Below are 18403 nucleotides of genomic sequence, written 5' to 3' on the forward strand. Positions count from 1 at the left end.
TTAGTTGAACGAATCGGACCTTTAGGATCAGTTGCCGACGGAGGAGGCTTACTGAGCCTTAAGAGTGGGATAAAGGAATCACGAAGAGCGAAAGCGCATTCGTGCATGACTTATCGTAGGGAGGAGGCTTGAAGTTTGCGCTCGCGTTGGCGCTCCTCATTACGCTATCGCGTAATTTCGTGCGATGCATCTTCGGGGAAGATTTCCTTGTGGAGCTAGACGTAGATACACTCATAATAAAAATTATACACAGTAGCGAAATTTAAAATTTCCTAAACGACACAAAAACCCACCATACATGGTGGGCTCTCTTTATGCTCCGGGAGGTACTCCCGAATCACCGTATCTTGTTTCCAGGTTAACAAACTTGTTGTACTCTTTAACAAACGCCAGCTGGACGGTTCCTGTGGGGCCATTCCTTTGCTTGGCTATTATTATTTCTATGATGTTCTTATTTTCTGTTTCTTTATCATAATAGTCATCCCTGTAAAGGAAAGCTACTATATCAGCATCCTGCTCTATACTTCCCGATTCACGAATATCTGACATCATCGGACGTTTATCCTGACGCTGTTCCACGCCCCGGGACAACTGAGATAGCGCGATAACCGGAACCTGGAGCTCACGGGCAAGCTGTTTAAGTGAACGGGAGATTTCAGAAACCTCCTGCTGTCGGTTTTCGCCGCTCCTGCCACTACCCAAAATCAATTGAAGATAGTCAATCAAAATCATACCAAGCCCATGTTCCTGTTTTAGTCTTCTGCATTTGGCCCTTATATCCGCAACCCGGACTCCAGGGGTATCATCGATAAAAATACCTGCCCTTGAAAGGCTTCCCATTGCCATGGTCAATTTGCCCCAGTCTTCATCAGTAAGCGAGCCAGTCCTGAGCCTTTGCGCATCAATATTCCCTTCAGCACAAAGCATCCTCATGACAAGCTGTTCCGCTCCCATCTCAAGGCTGAAAATAGCAACATTTTCACCAGTCTTGGTCGCAACATTCTGTGATATATTCAGAGCGAAGGCTGTTTTACCAACTGATGGACGGGCCCCTACGATAATAAGATCGTTGCGCTGAAAACCCGCCGTCATTCGGTCCAGCTCACGGAAGCCAGTTTCAATCCCAGTAATATCACCTTTCCTGTTATGCATGGATTCTATATTGTCATAGGTTCGTACAAGTACGTCTTTTATAAGATGAAAAGCTCCTCCGCCCTTACGCTGGGAAACTTCCATTATGCTTTTTTCCGCCTCGGAAAGCAGTGTATCAACTTCATCCTCGCGGGTGTATCCATTCTGAGCAATTTCTGTTGCAGTACGGATCAACCGGCGAAGCAATGACTTTTCCTCAACTATCTTGGCGTAATATTCTATATTGGCTGCTGTCGGAACAGAACTTGCCAGTTCGCTCAAATAGCTGACCCCGCCTGTATCCTCAAGCAGTTTTGCTGCCGCAAGCTCCTCGGTTACAGTTACTAAATCAACTGCTTTTCCCTGGTCATTCAATTTAAGCATCATATTAAATATCTTCTGGTGCGATGCTCTGTAGAAGTCTTCAGGGATCAAAATTTCAGTAGCAAGAGTTAGAGAGGCAGGTTCCAGAAAGATGGCGCCGAGTACCGCTTGTTCAGCTTCTATATTTTGAGGCGGCATCCGGTCCGCAAATACATCATTCATCGATTTAAACCCCCTGTCATAAAGAAAAAGTTAGAAAACCCGCACTTTGGCGAGTCCTTCAAAGTTATACTTTCCTATCAAAATCGCGAAAAAATGTGACCAGCTGGGCCGATCACATTTTCTTTGCTACTCTATTATCTTACCATGTTTATCATTTAAATCTACTTCAAATTTTTAGTTTCCTTCTTTTACATGTACGTCCAATGAAGCAATTACTTCGTGGTGTAGCTTAACCGGAACCTTCGTGTGGCCTAATGTTCTGATTGCATCGTCAAGTTCCATTTTACGTTTGTCTAGTTTGATATTATGCTTTTTCTGAAGCTCTTCAGCAATTTGCTTTGTTGTGATAGAACCAAATAAACGGCCGCCTTCCCCGGATTTCGCGGTTAATTCAACTGTTATTTTCTCGATTGTTTCCTTCAGCTTTTTCGCTTCCGCAAGTTCTGTTGCAGCTGCATTAGCCTGTTTCTTTTTCTGGGCTTCAAGTGTGCTCATGTTTGCTGCATTAGCTTCAGCAGCCAAACCCTGTTTCAACAGAAAATTATGTGCATAGCCGTCTGCAACATTTTTTATTTCTCCTTTTTTGCCTTTCCCTTTTACATCTTTTAAGAAAATAACCTTCATTCCCTTTTTCCTCCTTCTAAATAATCATCTATCGCCTGCTGAAGCCTCTCCTCAGCCTCAGTTATGCTAATACCAGGTATCTGTGTGGCCGCATTTGTTAAGTGGCCGCCTCCGCCCATACTTTCCATAATTACCTGGACATTTACCTCGCCTAACGAACGTGCGCTGATACCGATTTTCCCATCATCCCGGTAGGATAAGGAAAATGACGCGGTGACTCCATCCATTGCCAATAAAGTATCGGCAGCCTGGGCAAGCATAACTTGATCATAAACTTCGTCTTCCTTGCCTTTTGCAATAGCAAGACCCATTTTATAAAAATAAACTGATTCAATCAGCTTTGCTCTTTTAATATAGGTTTCGACATCTTCCTTCATAAACTTTTGAACAAGTACTGTATCAGCGCCTAATGAACGCAAATAGGAAGCTGCATCAAAGGTCCTTGCTCCGGTTCTAAGCGTAAAACTCTTGGTATCCACTATAATTCCCGCAAGCAGCGCGGTCGCCTCAATCATATTGAACTTACCTCGTTTAGGCTGATATTCCAATAACTCCGTAATGAGTTCCGCTGTCGAAGAAGCATAAGGTTCCATATAAACAAGCAAGGGATTACTAATAAAATCTTCCCCGCGCCTATGGTGGTCAATTACAACAACATCACTGATTGATTCAAGAATATTCTCATCAATCACTAGAGACGGTTTATGAGTATCGACTATTACAAGAAGTGTATCATTTGTCGCGATATCTAAAGCTTGCTCAGGAGTTATGAAACGTTCATATAAGTCTGGATGATGTTTTATTTCATCCATTAACCGTTGGATGCTAGTATCAATTTGGTCATAATCAATAACAATATAACCCTCACGCTGATTCAATTGAGCTACCTTGCTAATTCCAATTGCCGAACCCATTGAATCCATGTCGGGAGATTTGTGCCCCATAACGATGACTTTATCACTTTCTGCTATCAATTCCTTCAAAGCATGGGAAATGACCCTTGCCCGAACCCTTGTACGTTTCTCAATTGGATTTGTTCTTCCTCCGAAAAACTTCACTTTGCCATTAGGCTGTTTAATGGCTACCTGGTCACCACCTCGCCCGAGAGCAAGGTCAAGACTGGATTGTGCCAATACTCCCAGCTCAGGAAGTGAAGAAACACCGGCCCCAATTCCAATACTGAGTGTCAAGGCAACATTTTGGCGAGCAGTCGTTTCCCGAACTTCATCGAGGATTGTAAACTTCCCTTTTTCTAGTTGCTGTAAAATTTGTTCATTTAATATCCCTATAAAGCGCTCTGACGATATCCGCTTCAGGAATATTTCATTATCATTTGCCCACTTATTTAATAAAGATGTGACCAGATTATTAATACTGCTTCTCATTTGGTCTTCAAGGCCTTGTGTTAGTTCATCGTAATTATCAAGAAAGATAATTGCAATAACTGTTCTTTCTTCCTTGTACATTTTTTCAATTTCGGTTTGTTCAGTTACATCAAAAAAATAAAGCAACTTTTCTTCTAATTTATGGATGACTCGAAACTTTCGGTCATGCAGCGTGATTAATTCTGTTTCTACTTCTTGCTTGATTAGTGGAATTAATGATTCTGCTACATCGTAAAGCGATTTCCCAGCCAGCGTTTCCTCATCAAAACAGGAGGCAAGATAGGGGTTGGTCCATTGGATATAAAAATCATCATTGATAAGCATTATTCCAATAGGCATTTCCATTAACGCTTCTTCGCCAACTTTTTTAACACGGTACGATAATGTTGAAATATATTGCTCCATTTCCTGACGCTGACGAGTATCTATTTTTATTAATCCATAAAGGGTTCCCACAGCGATCAGCAAACCAAATATACTAATGACCGGAAGATACAGGGCAAGGATGCCAAGAAGCACCGCTGTTAAGCAAAGTAATCCATAAAAGGGATAGCGTATTGAGCGCTTTTCCAAGAAAGACGGCATTCTTTCAGCTCCTTGACAAAAGTTTCATCTAGATAATTATACAGCATAAACTAATTATACCCAATATCCCCATCTGTGAAAGTCAAATGCATCGCACTATAGTATCTTAAATATCGTTCTTATTAAAGAACAAGGTTGTTAGGTGAGTGTTTTAACTTAAAGAGAGTGGTTTTTATAGTATATATGTTGCAGTTAGGAATATCACAACTGATTTAAACAGAAGGCGAGAACATTCAATCGCGGTTTTCTTCATTACTGTGCGGGAATCAATGGGGCTCAAACCATATCTAACATCCATGAACTCGCCTAACCAGAGACAAGAACGGCCTCGAGACAAGCGTAGAGTACCTTTTCCTGTGATTAATTTTTTGGAGTTTTCCTTTGTCCTTGCGAGGATTTATTCATTTATAATTTTTTGTGTTCTTGCAAAGACGATATTGGAGCTTCACTTGATTTCTCTGCAACAGATTACGATAGGGAACAACTTATGTGGAAAAGTGGCCAAGGGAAATCCAAGCCTAAATTATTTTTTATCCAATATGTATTACTTTCCAACTATGTTCAACTTTTCCGTGGTCTTTACTCGTATGCAACAAGATATTAAGTTCTAAAACAGCGTCCAAACAGTTAAAAAAAAGCAGCAAGGTATCCCCTGCTGCTCTTAGTCTTATTATATTATTCACCAGAAACGTATGGAAGAAGTGCCATCAAACGAGCACGTTTAATAGCAACTGTCAGCTTACGCTGGTACTTTGCATTTGTACCTGTTACACGGCGAGGCAAGATTTTGCCACGCTCAGAGATGAATTTCTTAAGCAAGTCCACATCTTTGTAGTCGATATGAGTAATGCCATTAGCAGTAAAATAACATACTTTGCGGCGCTTTGCGCGTCCACCTTTACGTCCCATTGCCATATGATTGTCCCTCCTTACTTTTAATTTTATCTATTAAAACGATTTAAGTTCTAGAATGGAAGGTCATCATCGGAGATATCAATCTGTCCGCTGCCAGCGAACGGATCATCATCTACACGTGTATAACCTTGCTGTCTCGGAGCAGCCGAACGCTGATTCTGATTACCGTTTCCGTTTCCAAACGGATTCCCCTGTTCTCTTGGAGCATTCCCAGAGAAATCATTATTGTCGTTTCTACCTGAGGAATTTCTAGGCTCGAGGAATTGTACACTTTCAGCGACTACCTCTGTTACATATACTCTTTTCCCATCTTGTCCCTCATAATTGCGTGTTTGAATTCTTCCATCCACACCAGCCATGCTGCCCTTTTTAAGATAATTGGCGACATTTTCAGCTGGCTTTCTCCAAACAACACAATTTATGAAATCAGCTTCTCTTTCACCTTGCTGGTTCGAAAAAGCTCGGTTAACAGCAAGAGTAAATGTAGCAACAGGAACTCCACTAGGTGTGTAACGCAATTCTGGGTCTTTGGTCAGGCGGCCAACTAGGACTACACGATTCATCATCAGAATCCACTCCCCTTTTCGGGCTGATGTTTCACGTGAAACACTTCACCCTATCCATTTATCAAAAAGGATTATACTACTTCTTTAATTACAATATGGCGAATGATATCTTCGCTGATCTTTGCAAGACGGGAAAACTCTTCAACCGCTGCTGGCTCAGCATTCACCTTTAGGATTTGGTAGTATCCGTCGCGGAAATCATTGATTTCGTAAGCAAGACGGCGCTTACCCCAGTCCTTAGCTTCAGCCACTTCCGCACCATTGTCAGCCAGAATTGTGTTAAAACGCTCAACAAGAGCTTTCTTGGCCTCATCTTCAATGTTTGGGCGGATGATGTACATAACTTCGTACTTTCTCATCACAGTCACCTCCTTTTGGTCTAAACGGCCCTGAATGGGCAAGGAGCAATTATTTTCAATTACTCACAATGAGAAATTATAACATTGTTTTTCAAAAAACGCAACAATTCTATGTTGGATTACATTTATATTGTCAATAAAAAAAACCGCATAGAGGGGCTGTTGACAAAATGGGGAAGGAGCGTAGCTCCTTCCCCATTTTGTCTTTTTAATCTCCCCCCCAAACAAAAAACCTGTATAGAATAAAATTCTACACAGGTTTTCAATTTCCTTTTAGATTGTCAACAGCCCCATAGAGCGGGTTTTATACGTTAAATCGGAAATGCATGACATCTCCGTCTTTTACTTCATAATCTTTACCCTCAAGGCGGACTTTCCCTGCCTCTTTGGCTGAATTCATAGATCCGTAGGAAACAAGGTCATCATAGTGAACTGTTTCAGCACGAATGAAACCTCTCTCGAAGTCGGAATGGATAATTCCGGCACACTGTGGTGCTTTCATGCCCTTTCTAAATGTCCAAGCACGGACTTCCTGCACTCCTGCAGTAAAGTAAGTAGCCAGACCAAGTAAATTGTAGGCCTTGCGGATTAACTGATCAAGTCCGGACTCTTCAATACCCAGTTCAGAGAGGAACATTTCCTTTTCTTCACCCTCGAGCTCGGCAATTTCAGACTCAATTTTGGCGCAAATAACGATTACTTCTGCATTTTCTTCTGACGCATATTCGCGTACTTTTTGAACATATTCATTGGAATCAGAATTTGCAACATCATCCTCACCAACATTGGCTACATATAGGACTGGTTTAATCGTTAATAAGTGAAGCAATTTGGCGATTTTCAATTGATCATCTGTAAATTCTACCGACCTTGCTGGCTTGCCATTTTCAAAGGCATCGCGAAGCATCGACAATACTTCGAACTCTGCTGCAGCTTCCTTATCCTTCTGCTTGGCTAATTTCTCAACTCTGGAAATTCGCTTTTCAACCGATTCCATATCAGCCAGAATAAGTTCCAAGTTAATTGTTTCAATATCAGAAATAGGATCAACTTTTCCAGAAACATGGGTAATATTTTCATCAGCGAAACATCTTACCACCTGGCAAATGGCATCAACTTCGCGGATATGGGAAAGGAATTTATTTCCGAGCCCTTCCCCTTTGCTAGCACCTTTAACAATTCCTGCGATATCTGTAAATTCAAATGTTGTTGGTACCGTCTTTTTTGGCTGTACAAGTTCCGTCAGCTTATTCAAACGTTCGTCCGGTACTTCTACTATTCCTACATTGGGATCAATTGTACAAAAAGGATAATTTGCCATTTCTGCTCCGGCTTGTGTAATAGCATTAAAAAGTGTTGATTTTCCTACATTCGGCAGTCCTACAATTCCAGCTGTTAAAGCCATTTCCGCCACTCCTCTTCTAAACTTCATCTATTTTCACATAATCATTATTCTTAAAGTTGAAAGCCTCTCACAATTATAGGCATATCCCCCAGAAAAGACAAGAAAGGCCTAAAGAAAACATGCCAGTTAGCTAGCATCTCCCTTTAGACCCTTTTTGAATAGTAAAGAGCAACCTTTCCACTCAATCAATTTTTTCAATCGCAACAAGACAATCGTAGAGAGTGCTGCCCTGACCGTTATCTGAAGCACTACTCGATGTTAGCTTATTGACTGAACCACCGAATTTTTTCCATATTCCTTCATCAATAACAATTGTATTCATATGGGCCTTCGGCATAATTGAAACAATCCCGTGAACTTCTCCTCGGTTATTCCAAACACGGGCTCTGCTTCCTTGTATCAATCCATGTTTTTCAGCAATATTAGCCGCAACTTCAATAACCAGTTTAGGTGTAGGTTCTAAAATGTGGTAATGCTGAGAATGATTGGACCGTAAAGGATGGATGGTCAATAATGAATATGGAAATTTCATTGCCAATTCTTCATTATTCCACTTCGACTCTACTGGATAGGTGAGCTCAAGCCTTCCGCTCAGGCATTTATTATCAGCCACTGTAGAGGTAAACTCATATTTTCCGGATGGTGTTTTAAAGTTCCGATCCATCCATGGTACTTTTTCCACAGGCAGTTCAAAGAAATTCTTATCCCTGAGAGTCGTGAGGGTAAGCCCGTTTTTATTTACCGGTTCTAAATACATCTCTAGCCATTGTTCTGTTGTATAGTTAAAGTCGGATCCAAAGCCGAGCCGTTTGGCTAATTCAGTCCAAATCCAACTATCTGATTTCGCTTCTCCGGGAGGATCGACGAGCTTTGGCGCATAGTTTACATAATGATGGTACATGGAAGCATAGTAAAAGTCCTCTTCTTCAAAAACTGAAGCAGCAGGTAAAACATAGTCAGCAAGCAATGCTGTTTCAGTCATAAAATGCTCTATTACTACAACAGTTTCCACTTGTGAAAATGCCTTCTCTACAACAGTTGAATCAGGAACCTGTATAACCGGGTTGCCGCATGTATTAATAATCATTTTTATCGGAGGATTTTGTGCTTTGAGGATAAATTCTGCCTGTTTCATAATTGGAAACTGACGGAATTCTTCTTTCCGTTCCGCTAAAGACAGTCGGCCAGCCTGAAAACTTTGTCCTACCTGTAAATTTGCGTAGTTAGCCCCTCCGCCTCGTATGCCTATATTGCCGCTAGCCGCAACTAATGCATCAATCCAGCGTATGGTATTCCCGCCATTCTTATATCTTTGCATCCCTAATCCCATATAGGTAGAAACAGGTTTATCCGCATAAATAGTAGCCAGCCAGGTTATTCTTTCTACTGGAACTTCCACCATTTCACTAATTTTCTCAAGAGTTATGCCCAAAAGTATTTCTTCAATATCCAAAAATCCTGCAGTGTGTTCATTAATAAAGTTTCTGTCTTCAAGGCCAAACCGAAGCATTTCCTTTAAAATGCCTGCTGCAAGAAGTCCATCCATGCCCGGTTTTACCGATATATATTCATTTGCCATTTTGGCAGTTGCGTTATACACAGGGTCAATCACATAAATTTTACTGCCCTTTTTCTTTGCTTCAAGAAGGTCTTGATAAAAATGAAGGTTTGTACGCGCGGCATTCCTGCCCCATACAACAATATGCTTACTGTGTAATAAATCTCCCGGCTCATGGCTAAGAGCGTCTCCAAAGTCCCACTTTTGCGCTTCAATCCCAGCACCCCAGCAAAGGGAGCCAACAAGCTCAGTAGCACCGCCATAAGCATTAAAAAAACGTTGATCTAGGTTTTTCATGATTCCATTATTTGCATAATCATGGGTATGAAGGACTGCCGATGGCCCATACATGCCTTTAATTTCCATCATTTTCGCTGCAATTTCATTTAGTGCTGCTTCCCATGAAATTCGGGTAAATTGCCCATTTATCTTTTTTAAGGGATATAAAAGCCGGTCTTCCGCATTGATACGTTTCGTAAGGGTCCTTCCCCTTCCGCATATTTTCCCTTTGGTGATAGGATGATCAGGATCCCCATCAATCTGAACGACTTTACCATTTTCGATTTTCACCTGGAAACCACAGCTATCCCAGCAATTCAACGGGCACGCTGACTTATGGACTGTTAGCAAACTCTTCACCACCCCCAAAAAGCTTATAAAATATATACCTTTAAGATTAATATATTTTTATAAAAAAAAGAAGCATGGATTATTCCTCATGCTTCACCAACACCTTTTTCATTTTTCGGGAAAACTCCCTTCTGGGAATAAGAACACTGTGGCCGCAGCCTTCACATTTTATCCTAATATCCATGCCGAGACGGATAATTTTCCAGCGATTAGCTCCACAAGGATGGGGCTTTTTCATCTCAACAATATCATTCAAACCAAATTCCTTTACTTCCATCAGGCTTTACCCCTTTCTCCGGTTGGGCTCTCCTGCTCATTTCGAGAATACATAACGAGCCGTGGAAACGGTATTTCAATGCCATGTTGATCAAGAGCTGTTTTTACTTCTTTCCTTATAATCCTTGCGATAGAAAAATGTTTCATTGGTTTCGTTTCAAACACAATTCTTAATGTCACCTCAGAAGGTCCAAAGTTCTGGATGCCCTGAAGTTCTGGCGCCTTTACCAAGTCTTCATATTGCTCTGGCATCTTCTCAAGCAGTTCTTTAATGACTGCTTCTGCTTTATCAATATCCTCCTCGTATGCAATCCCGACATCTACAACTGCCGAGCTATTGTTCAAAGAGAAGTTTGTTACTTGAATAATGCTTCCATTTGGGAGAATATGCAGTTCTCCTGTCCAGCTTTTAATCTTAGTCGTTCTGAGTCCGATGGATTCGACTGTCCCCTCAAACATATCTACACGAATGTGATCACCCACGGAAAACTGATCCTCCAATATGATGAAAAAACCAGTGATAACATCTTTGACGAGATTTTGCGCCCCAAATCCTACTGCAAGCCCCACAATCCCGGCACCTGCAAGAAGTGCTTTTACATCAATGGTTAAAGCAGAAAGGATCATCATTAAAGCTATAAAGTAAATGGCATAGGTTACTACATTATCAAGAAGCTTAACAAGCGTGGACTCTCTCCGTTCTGAGATTCTGAGTGGCATTTTCATTCTAATTTCAAATGACTTATGAATGGCAGACCTTACTATCTTAATTAGGATTCCGGAGACAATTAAGATAAGAATTATTCTGATTGCCCCTTCGCCGAATGTTGCCCATGTATCCTCATTTAATAGTCCTGACCTAATTTTATCTAAAACCCTGTTAAACGTATCCACATTTTCACCACCAATTTACTCAATCATTTCTATTTTAGTGAGAGCTGGAAGGTTTTTCAACTCTAGTACTTTTATCCTTTAATTATCCCATTCCTGCTTCTTTCTACCCTGTTTAGCAAAATCATTTTTCAGGTATGTATAGATAACGCAACATATTCGTATAATGATACTATTCTTTAAATATAGATTCAAGAAACTTGGTACAAACAATGCTACATGAACTTATTCTTAGCAAAGACAGTTTGTGCACGCGCCATTAAAGGAGTGGGCTTTATGAATTTTAAACCAACAGGACTATTCGAAAAGCTGCCTTCAAGCCGAATACATCATGAGGAAGTTAATGCCGAAGAAAAGCTTGCTGCAGGGCTGCTTTCCAATCTGCCTCTATTGGCCAGCCGCCCAGTTGTGATTGTCTGTATCGGTACAGATCGATCTACAGGAGATTCGTTAGGCCCTCTAGTTGGAACCTTCCTGGAAGAACAAAGATCCCTGTCCTTTTACGTTTACGGCACCCTGGATGATCCAATTCACGCTGTAAATCTAGAAGAAAAATTAAAGGAAATCCATTCCAGGCATTTTCACCCTTTTATTATAGCTGTAGACGCATGTTTAGGAAGATTTAAAAGTGTCGGAGTCCTGCAAATCTGCAATGGTCCGGTAAAGCCAGGTGCAGGAGTAAATAAAGACCTGCCTGAAGTAGGAGATATGCATATAACAGGAATTGTCAATGTAAGCGGTTTTATGGAATTTTTCGTATTACAGAATACCCGTCTTAGCCTAGTATTAAAAATGGCCAAAATCATAGCAAATAGCATAGGGCTTGCCTCTCGCCAGCATTCAAGCCAAATGGGCTGGACAGAGTTGGGATGGGAAACAAAACCTGAAAAAGTTAGAGAACAGACTCCCTAACCTAATAATAACTATTAAAACAGGCAAAGGGTATCCCTTTGCCTTTTATACACTATATAAATTGTGATAAATAAATATCGCCCCTACTGCTAAAGCAGTAACAATTATTCCAGGGAGTAAATTGGCTACTTTTATCTTTGCTAATCCAGTTAAATTCAATCCAATGGCAAAAATCATTACTCCGCCAACTGCGGTCATTTCAATAATAAATTGATCCAACAATTCCTGGGGTACAAAAAGATTTATTTGAGTTGCGAATAAGGCAATTGTCCCCTGATATATCATTACCGGAATAGCCGAAAAAATGACACCTATGCCAAGGGTTGTTGTAAGAATAATTGAAGTAAAACCATCAATAATGGCTTTTGTATACAAAACATCATGATTCCCTCGGATGCCGCTGTCGAGAGCACCTATAATCGCCATGGCACCAATTAGAAATATTAAGGTTGCTGTAACAAACCCTTCAGATATACTTCCCTTTTCACCCTGCCCAAGCTTTGATTCTAGCCAGTTTCCCAACTTATTAAGCTTGTCATCCAGTGCCCATGCCTCTCCTAGAACGGCGCCAACAACGAGGCTTATGATAACAATAAGGAAATTCTGGCTTTTTAATCCCATTTGCAGGCCTAATATCATAACAGAGAGCCCAATCCCATGCATCACGGTTGTTCGCATTCCCTCTGGAATTCCCTTAAGCCATTTACCGATTATTGTTCCAAAAATGATACATAATCCATTCACCAATGTTCCCCAAAAAAACATTCTTTTTCCCCCGTCATACTTTTCTTATCCATCAAAGCTAAAAAAAGAAACCATCTAATGATGGCTTATTATTCTGAAATATCGGAGCCGAGGAGCTCTAATAATCTTTCCAAGTCTTCCTGAGAGAAAAATTCTATTTCAATTTTCCCCTTGTTTTTTATTTTCTTAATATGAACTGTGGTACCGAATCTCTCTCTGAGCAGATGTTCACGCTCTTGAAGAAACATATCCTTTTTCTTAAGTGGCTTCTTTGTTTCACGTGGAACATTATCATTTAATTGTTGAATCAATTTCTCCAACTGGCGTACATTAAGGTTTTCCTTTATTGTTTTTTCAACGAGAAGCGGCAGCTTAGCTTTCTGTTTAATACCCAATAATGCCCGGCCATGACCCATGGAGATCGTTCCGTTAGAAATTAGCTGCTGGATCTTTTGTGGAAGCGATAGAAGGCGGATATGGTTGGCGATATGAGGTCTGCTCTTCCCAAGCCGTTTAGCGACCTCCTCCTGAGTCAGGTCAAGCTTTTCCATTAATGTCTGGTAGGCCGCTCCTTCCTCAATAGGATTCAAATCTTCCCTCTGAAGATTCTCAAGGACAGCCAGCTCCATCATTTGCTGTTCTGAAAGTTCTCTTACAACTGCAGGAACTGATTCAAGGTCAGCCTCCCGTGCAGCCCTAAACCTCCGTTCTCCAACAACAATCTCATAGCCGCGAATGCTTTTACGCACAACAAGAGGCTGAAGTATTCCGTGTTCAAGAATGGAATCCTTTAATTCTTCAATCGCTGTTTTTTCAAAGTGTTTCCGAGGCTGGTAAGGATTTGGCCTCAATTCTTTTATATTAATCTCTTGAACTGATTCTTCCTTTTTCACTTCAATATTCCCAAAAAAGGCATCTAGCCCTTTTCCTAAACCTTTAGCCATTAGAAACCACTTCCTTTGCGAGGTCTAAGTAAACTTCAGCTCCCCGGGATTTAGGATCGTAGATAATGATGGGCTCCCCATGGCTCGGAGCCTCGCTTAGGCGTACATTCCGTGGAATGATTGTTTTATAGACTTTATCCTGGAAATATTTCTTAACTTCTTCTATAACCTGAATTCCGAGGTTCGTCCTAGCATCAAGCATGGTTAGGAGGACACCCTCAATTTTAAGGTTTTGATTTAAATGTTTTTGAACCAACCTGACTGTATTAAGCAATTGGCTCAGGCCTTCCAATGCATAATATTCACATTGGACTGGGATCAAGACAGCATCTGATGCTGTAAGAGCATTCAAGGTTAAAAGGCCGAGGGATGGGGGACAGTCGATAATGATATAGTCATAATCGTCCTTTACTTCCTCAAGAGCCCTTTTTAGCCGGACTTCGCGCGAAATAGTCGGAACGAGTTCAATTTCAGCCCCGGCAAGCTGGATAGTTGCAGGAATGGCATGAAGATTTTCAACAGCGGTTGGGATAATTGCCGCCTTTGCCTCAACATCATCAACCAGTACATCATATATACACTGGGAAACATCGGCCTTTTCCACGCCGACTCCGCTTGTTGCATTTCCCTGAGGGTCTATATCAACCATCAAAACTTTTTTACCTATGTATGCTAAGCAGGCGCCCAGATTGACAGAGGTTGTCGTTTTACCGACGCCTCCTTTTTGATTCGCGATCGCAAGAACTTTGCCCACGATGTCACCTACCCTTTAAAAATAAATAGAAAAAAGATACTGGCAAGATGCCATGCTATCTATTTTAACATGAAATGCAGAGATTGGAGTTTTTTTCTTAAAATATTGCCTATTCAAGCATAACTAAAAAACACATAAAAGAGGGTTGATATCTCAATTATTCATTCATTCGATTTAATGGTAGCAGACTTTGGTTTTAGGCTAAAGTCCTAAGAAAATGGATAAGAATAAACATAATTGGGCTGCATCCTCCATACCCTTAAAGGTACAAAGGTTGGCTCTGAGCATTAACAGCTTATGAACCAACGTGTTACTTTTATTATTATTATAAGGATGATAACGTTTGAATACAAGAACATATATTCGTAAAATGTCAAGCTTTGTTGCTTTAAATTCGGTTCGGGAAGAGGTGCCCCTACTCCTTTAAAAAATTGCTGTCTCCTAATTTTAAGAGCTGGTCCTTTCCAATAACTCTTTCATTTGTTGACATAACATTAACAATATAATCTTTCTCAAAGAAAAAAGCCTTGCACTTATCATGCAGGGCTGTGTGACATTTTTACTTTTTCTTTGGAATCTTAATTGTAAATTGATAATACTCTTCAAATTCTTCTTCTTCAGCATTAAGGGGAATACCGCTATCTGATACCATTGATAAAGATTGTCGAATCGTATTAACAGCAATCCTCAAATCCTTGCTGAAGGCTTTTCTTTTAGGCTTGGGTTTTTGGGCTGTTGGCTCTATTAACTTGATGACTCTCTCTTCAGTCTGCTTAACATTCAGGTTTCGCTCGATGATTTCCTGGAGAACCTCGACCTGTTTTACAGGGTCTTTTAAAGGAATAAGGGCACGGGCATGGCGCTCTGATATATCTTTATTCAAAAGAGCGTCTTGGACTTCCTGTGGCAGTTTTAGCAGCCTGAGCTTATTCGCAACTGTAGATTGTCCTTTTCCAAGTCTTTGAGCCAGTGCCTCCTGTGTAAGATTATGAAGTGAAAGCAGCTTCCCATAAGCAATTGCTTCTTCAATCGGAGTTAATTCCTCACGCTGCAAATTTTCTATTAATGCAACCGAGGCTGTTTCTCTGTCCGACATATTCTTGATAATAGCCGGCACTTCTTCCCAACCGAGCTTTTTCATGGCACGCCATCTTCGCTCACCAGCGATTATTTCAAAACTATTCTCCTCAAGCTCTCTGACTACTATGGGCTGGATAATGCCATGCATATGGATAGTCCGGGATAATTCTTCTATTTTTTCATCATCAAAAACTGTCCTTGGCTGAAAACGATTGGGAATGATGGAATCAATCTTAACTTTTTTTATTTCTTCACTGGATGATTCGGAATCCAATGTAATTTCTTCGTCAAGCTCAAGCTGCTCATTTTTATCGCCCCTGCTAAAAAAACGTGAAAAAGAAGTTTTCATTTTCCAGCACCACCTTTTGATACTCCCTTTAACTAATTCTCTCTATATTAACAAAATTCCTTCATTTTAATCTTACAACCCTGATTTCCAGAACCCATCCGGCTAATTAGCATTCTATTCTATAGGTGCCTTATTGGGGGTTCCTGGCTTTCTTGGGTATTTTTTAGGAGTTGGCTTTTCTTTTCTTATTACGATTATAGACCGTTCACTTTCTTCAATTGGCAAGGAAAAAGAATAGCTTTCTACTGTCCGTCCACCGAGGACACTAATAGCCTTTTCTGCAGCATGCAGTTCTTCTTTTGCATGGGCAGCTTTCATTGCAATAAAATCCCCTCCCGGTTTTACAAGTGGAAGACAGAGCTCGCTTAAAACAGAAAGCCTGGCAACTGCCCGGGCAGTCACAACATCATATTGCTCCCGATACTCTGATTTCACCCCAAAGGTTTCAGCTCGGTCATGAATGAAGGATACTTCTTCAAGGTTTAATTGTTTTGCCAAGTGCTCGAGGAAGCTAATTCGCTTATTAAGAGAGTCGACAATCGTTAGCTTTAGGTTAGGGTAGGCAATTTTAATGGGAATGCTCGGAAAACCTGCTCCTGCTCCAACATCGCAAATAGCCAGCGGCCTGGAAAAATCATAATAAAATGCAGCTGAAAGAGAATCGTAGAAATGCTTAAGAAACACTTCACCTTTATCTGTTATAGCAGTCAGATTCATCTTTTCATTCCATTCAACCAAAGTTTCATAATAGGTTTCGAATTGGCCAAGCTGCAAGGAGGAAAGGGTTATTCCCTTTTCTCCAACCAACTCACTAAACTTTTCACTATTCATTATTACAACTCCACTCTTATTCTGCCTTAACCCTTGCTACCCTGCCATTTTCCAGGTAAACCAATAGAATAGAGATATCAGCAGGGTTAACCCCCGATATCCGGGATGCCTGAGCAATGGAAAGAGGCCTAACCTGCTTCAGATTATGGCGGGCCTCTGTTGCAATTCCTGAAATGGCATCATAATCAATATTCTCGGGAATCTTTTTATTCTCCATTTTTTTAAGCCTATCGACCTGCTGAAGCGATTTTTCAATGTATCCCTCGTATTTTATCTGAATTTCAACTTGTTCCTTTACCTCTTCATCCAAATGTATTTCCGGGGGAATGATATTTTCTATAGTGCTGTATACAACCTCGGTCCTTTTTAGGAAGTCAGATGCTCGAATACCATCTTTTAACTCACTTCCTCCAAGATTGCGAATAAGCTCCTGGACGTCCGGCGTTGGTTTGATAATTTGTGAATAAAGCCGTTTCTTTTCAGCTTCAACAGCCGATTTTTTTTGCAGGAATCTTTCATGGCGTTCTTCAGGAATAAGCCCGATTTGAGAGCCAATTTCAGTCAAACGCAAATCAGCATTATCATGGCGAAGCAACAGCCTGTACTCGGCTCTTGAGGTAAGTAACCGATATGGTTCATTTGTTCCTTTTGTTATAAGGTCATCTATCATTACTCCAATATAAGCATCAGACCTGCTGAGAATCAACTCTTCCCTCCCAAGTGCTCTTTGGGCAGCATTAATGCCTGCCATCAACCCTTGGCCAGCAGCCTCCTCATATCCGGATGTTCCGTTTATTTGCCCTGCTGTATATAGATTCTTAACCTTTTTTGTTTCCAATGTGGGCCATAGCTGAGTTGGTACAATTGCATCATACTCAATGGCATATCCAGCTCTCATCATCTGCGCTTCTTCCAAACCAGGAACAGTTCTTATAATACGGTGTTGTACATCTTCTGGCAGACTTGTTGACAGCCCTTGTACATATACCTCTTCGGTGTTTCTGCCCTCTGGCTCAAGAAAGATTTGATGGCGGGGCTTATCATTGAACCGGACTACCTTGTCCTCTATAGATGGACAATAGCGAGGACCTGTCCCTTTTATCATACCGGAAAACATCGGGGAGCGATGTAAATTTTCTTCAATAATTCGATGAGTATTTTCACTCGTGTAAGTCAACCAGCATGGAAGCTGATCGGTGATATATTTCGTTGTATCATAAGAAAATGCCCTCGGTGTTTCATCACCTGGCTGAATTTCCGTTTTTGAGTAGTCAATTGTACCGCTATGGATGCGCGGAGGGGTTCCTGTTTTAAAACGGACAAGGTCTAAGCCCAATTGTTCAAGGTGCTCCGAAAGTTTAATCGAAGGCTGTTGGTTATTCGGACCGCTTGAATACTTTAAATCTCCAATAATAATTTCGCCGCGAAGGAAGGTTCCTGTCGTGATGACTACGGTTTTAGCGCGGTAAATAGCACCAGTTTTTGTTATGGCGCCAGTGCATACCCCGTCTTCGACAATTAGTTCTTCTACCATCCCCTGGAGCAAGGTAAGGTTCTTTTCTTTCTCCAAAGTCTTTTTCATTTCATGCTGGTAGGCAAACTTGTCAGCCTGCGCACGAAGAGCCCTGACCGCAGGACCTTTGCCAGTATTCAGCATTCTCATTTGTATATAGGTTTTATCGATATTCCTGCCCATTTCACCGCCTAGGGCATCTATTTCCCTAACCACAATTCCTTTTGCTGGTCCTCCAACCGATGGATTGCAAGGCATAAAGGCAACCATATCAAGGTTGATTGTAATCATTAACGTTTTAGCACCAACCCGGGCAGCCGCCAAACCGGCTTCACAGCCAGCATGTCCCGCGCCGATAACAAGCACATCAAAATTTCCGGCTTCGTATTGCATGTACGCTGCCTC

At 41.1% G+C, this 18403-nt stretch carries 17 protein-coding genes; 1 reads left to right on the top strand and 16 read right to left on the bottom strand.

The window, feature by feature from the left end; genetic code table 11:
* Positions 1–312 precede the first annotated feature (312 nt).
* The 10 genes from dnaB to TY16_RS24265 all read right to left on the bottom strand — a co-directional run bounded on the left by dnaB (position 313) and on the right by TY16_RS24265 (position 10874).
* The gene (gene dnaB, locus TY16_RS24220; protein ID WP_043934265.1) at positions 313–1677 is read right to left on the bottom strand and encodes a replicative DNA helicase; all 1365 of its coding nucleotides are present in this window, start codon (positions 1675–1677) and stop codon (positions 313–315) included.
* Positions 1678–1851: 174 nt separating this feature from the next.
* Complete coding sequence (rplI, locus tag TY16_RS24225) at positions 1852–2301, bottom strand: 50S ribosomal protein L9 (protein ID WP_043934266.1); 450 nt, start codon at positions 2299–2301, stop codon at positions 1852–1854.
* Entirely contained in the window at positions 2298–4271 is a 1974-nt protein-coding gene (locus TY16_RS24230; protein ID WP_043934267.1) for a DHH family phosphoesterase, read from the bottom strand. The genes rplI and TY16_RS24230 overlap by 4 nt, the downstream gene beginning before the upstream one ends.
* A 675-nt stretch (positions 4272–4946) precedes the next feature.
* Entirely contained in the window at positions 4947–5186 is a 240-nt protein-coding gene (gene rpsR, locus TY16_RS24235; protein ID WP_043934268.1) for a 30S ribosomal protein S18, read from the bottom strand.
* Positions 5187–5236: 50 nt separating this feature from the next.
* Positions 5237–5752, bottom strand: coding sequence for a single-stranded DNA-binding protein (ssb, locus tag TY16_RS24240; RefSeq protein ID WP_043934269.1), 516 nt, complete (start codon positions 5750–5752; stop codon positions 5237–5239).
* A 71-nt stretch (positions 5753–5823) separates the two neighbouring features.
* The gene (gene rpsF, locus TY16_RS24245; protein ID WP_043934270.1) at positions 5824–6111 is read right to left on the bottom strand and encodes a 30S ribosomal protein S6; all 288 of its coding nucleotides are present in this window, start codon (positions 6109–6111) and stop codon (positions 5824–5826) included.
* Positions 6112–6415: 304 nt separating this feature from the next.
* Entirely contained in the window at positions 6416–7516 is a 1101-nt protein-coding gene (gene ychF, locus TY16_RS24250) for a redox-regulated ATPase YchF (protein WP_043934271.1), read from the bottom strand.
* A 181-nt stretch (positions 7517–7697) separates the two neighbouring features.
* Entirely contained in the window at positions 7698–9704 is a 2007-nt protein-coding gene (locus tag TY16_RS24255; RefSeq protein ID WP_043934272.1) for a molybdopterin-dependent oxidoreductase, read from the bottom strand.
* A 79-nt stretch (positions 9705–9783) separates the two neighbouring features.
* A complete protein-coding gene (locus TY16_RS24260; RefSeq protein WP_043934273.1) occupies positions 9784–9981 on the bottom strand; it encodes a DUF951 domain-containing protein in 198 nt (65 codons plus the stop codon).
* Positions 9981–10874: a mechanosensitive ion channel family protein gene (locus tag TY16_RS24265; RefSeq protein ID WP_043934274.1), complete on the bottom strand. Its 894-nt coding sequence runs from the start codon at positions 10872–10874 to the stop codon at positions 9981–9983. The genes TY16_RS24260 and TY16_RS24265 overlap by 1 nt, the downstream gene beginning before the upstream one ends.
* A gap of 273 nt (positions 10875–11147) precedes the next feature.
* Between TY16_RS24265 and yyaC the strand changes: the two genes are divergently transcribed.
* On the top strand, positions 11148–11783 hold the full coding sequence (gene yyaC, locus TY16_RS24270; RefSeq protein ID WP_043934275.1) for a spore protease YyaC: 636 nt from the start codon (positions 11148–11150) through the stop codon (positions 11781–11783).
* Between the two features lie 45 nt (positions 11784–11828).
* Here the strand turns inward: yyaC and TY16_RS24275 are convergent, their stop codons facing one another.
* The 6 genes from TY16_RS24275 to mnmG all read right to left on the bottom strand — a co-directional run bounded on the left by TY16_RS24275 (position 11829) and on the right by mnmG (position 18391).
* Positions 11829–12548, bottom strand: a complete 720-nt coding sequence (locus TY16_RS24275) for a DUF554 domain-containing protein (protein WP_043934276.1) — start codon at positions 12546–12548, stop codon at positions 11829–11831.
* Between the two features lie 68 nt (positions 12549–12616).
* Positions 12617–13471: a ParB/RepB/Spo0J family partition protein gene (locus tag TY16_RS24280; RefSeq protein WP_043934277.1), complete on the bottom strand. Its 855-nt coding sequence runs from the start codon at positions 13469–13471 to the stop codon at positions 12617–12619.
* Positions 13464–14225 carry a ParA family protein gene (locus TY16_RS24285; protein ID WP_043934278.1) on the bottom strand — a complete coding sequence of 254 codons (762 nt, stop codon included), beginning with the start codon at positions 14223–14225 and terminating at the stop codon, positions 13464–13466. The genes TY16_RS24280 and TY16_RS24285 overlap by 8 nt, the downstream gene beginning before the upstream one ends.
* 559 nt (positions 14226–14784) lie before the next feature.
* Positions 14785–15654, bottom strand: a complete 870-nt coding sequence (noc, locus tag TY16_RS24290; protein WP_043934279.1) for a nucleoid occlusion protein — start codon at positions 15652–15654, stop codon at positions 14785–14787.
* 114 nt (positions 15655–15768) lie between these two features.
* A complete protein-coding gene (rsmG, locus tag TY16_RS24295) occupies positions 15769–16485 on the bottom strand; it encodes a 16S rRNA (guanine(527)-N(7))-methyltransferase RsmG (protein ID WP_043934280.1) in 717 nt (238 codons plus the stop codon).
* A 16-nt stretch (positions 16486–16501) separates the two neighbouring features.
* Entirely contained in the window at positions 16502–18391 is a 1890-nt protein-coding gene (gene mnmG, locus TY16_RS24300; protein ID WP_043934281.1) for a tRNA uridine-5-carboxymethylaminomethyl(34) synthesis enzyme MnmG, read from the bottom strand.
* Positions 18392–18403: the final 12 nt, after the last annotated feature.

The sequence above is a fragment of the Bacillus sp. EB01 genome, from assembly GCF_000613125.1.
In the GTDB taxonomy this organism is placed as follows: domain Bacteria; phylum Bacillota; class Bacilli; order Bacillales; family Cytobacillaceae; genus Bacillus_D.

Coding starts and splice junctions, on each gene's coding strand:
- ychF (WP_043934271.1), bottom strand. CDS start 7,516: ATGGCTTTAACAGCTGGAATTGTAGGACTGCCGAATGTAGGAAAATCA.
- mnmG (WP_043934281.1), bottom strand. CDS start 18,391: ATGCAATACGAAGCCGGAAATTTTGATGTGCTTGTTATCGGCGCGGGA.
- TY16_RS24275 (WP_043934276.1), bottom strand. CDS start 12,548: ATGTTTTTTTGGGGAACATTGGTGAATGGATTATGTATCATTTTTGGA.
- rpsF (WP_043934270.1), bottom strand. CDS start 6,111: ATGAGAAAGTACGAAGTTATGTACATCATCCGCCCAAACATTGAAGAT.
- rpsR (WP_043934268.1), bottom strand. CDS start 5,186: ATGGCAATGGGACGTAAAGGTGGACGCGCAAAGCGCCGCAAAGTATGT.
- yyaC (WP_043934275.1), top strand. CDS start 11,148: ATGAATTTTAAACCAACAGGACTATTCGAAAAGCTGCCTTCAAGCCGA.
- dnaB (WP_043934265.1), bottom strand. CDS start 1,677: ATGAATGATGTATTTGCGGACCGGATGCCGCCTCAAAATATAGAAGCT.
- rsmG (WP_043934280.1), bottom strand. CDS start 16,485: ATGAATAGTGAAAAGTTTAGTGAGTTGGTTGGAGAAAAGGGAATAACC.
- TY16_RS24230 (WP_043934267.1), bottom strand. CDS start 4,271: ATGCCGTCTTTCTTGGAAAAGCGCTCAATACGCTATCCCTTTTATGGA.
- rplI (WP_043934266.1), bottom strand. CDS start 2,301: ATGAAGGTTATTTTCTTAAAAGATGTAAAAGGGAAAGGCAAAAAAGGA.
- ssb (WP_043934269.1), bottom strand. CDS start 5,752: ATGATGAATCGTGTAGTCCTAGTTGGCCGCCTGACCAAAGACCCAGAA.
- noc (WP_043934279.1), bottom strand. CDS start 15,654: ATGAAAACTTCTTTTTCACGTTTTTTTAGCAGGGGCGATAAAAATGAG.
- TY16_RS24280 (WP_043934277.1), bottom strand. CDS start 13,471: ATGGCTAAAGGTTTAGGAAAAGGGCTAGATGCCTTTTTTGGGAATATT.
- TY16_RS24260 (WP_043934273.1), bottom strand. CDS start 9,981: ATGGAAGTAAAGGAATTTGGTTTGAATGATATTGTTGAGATGAAAAAG.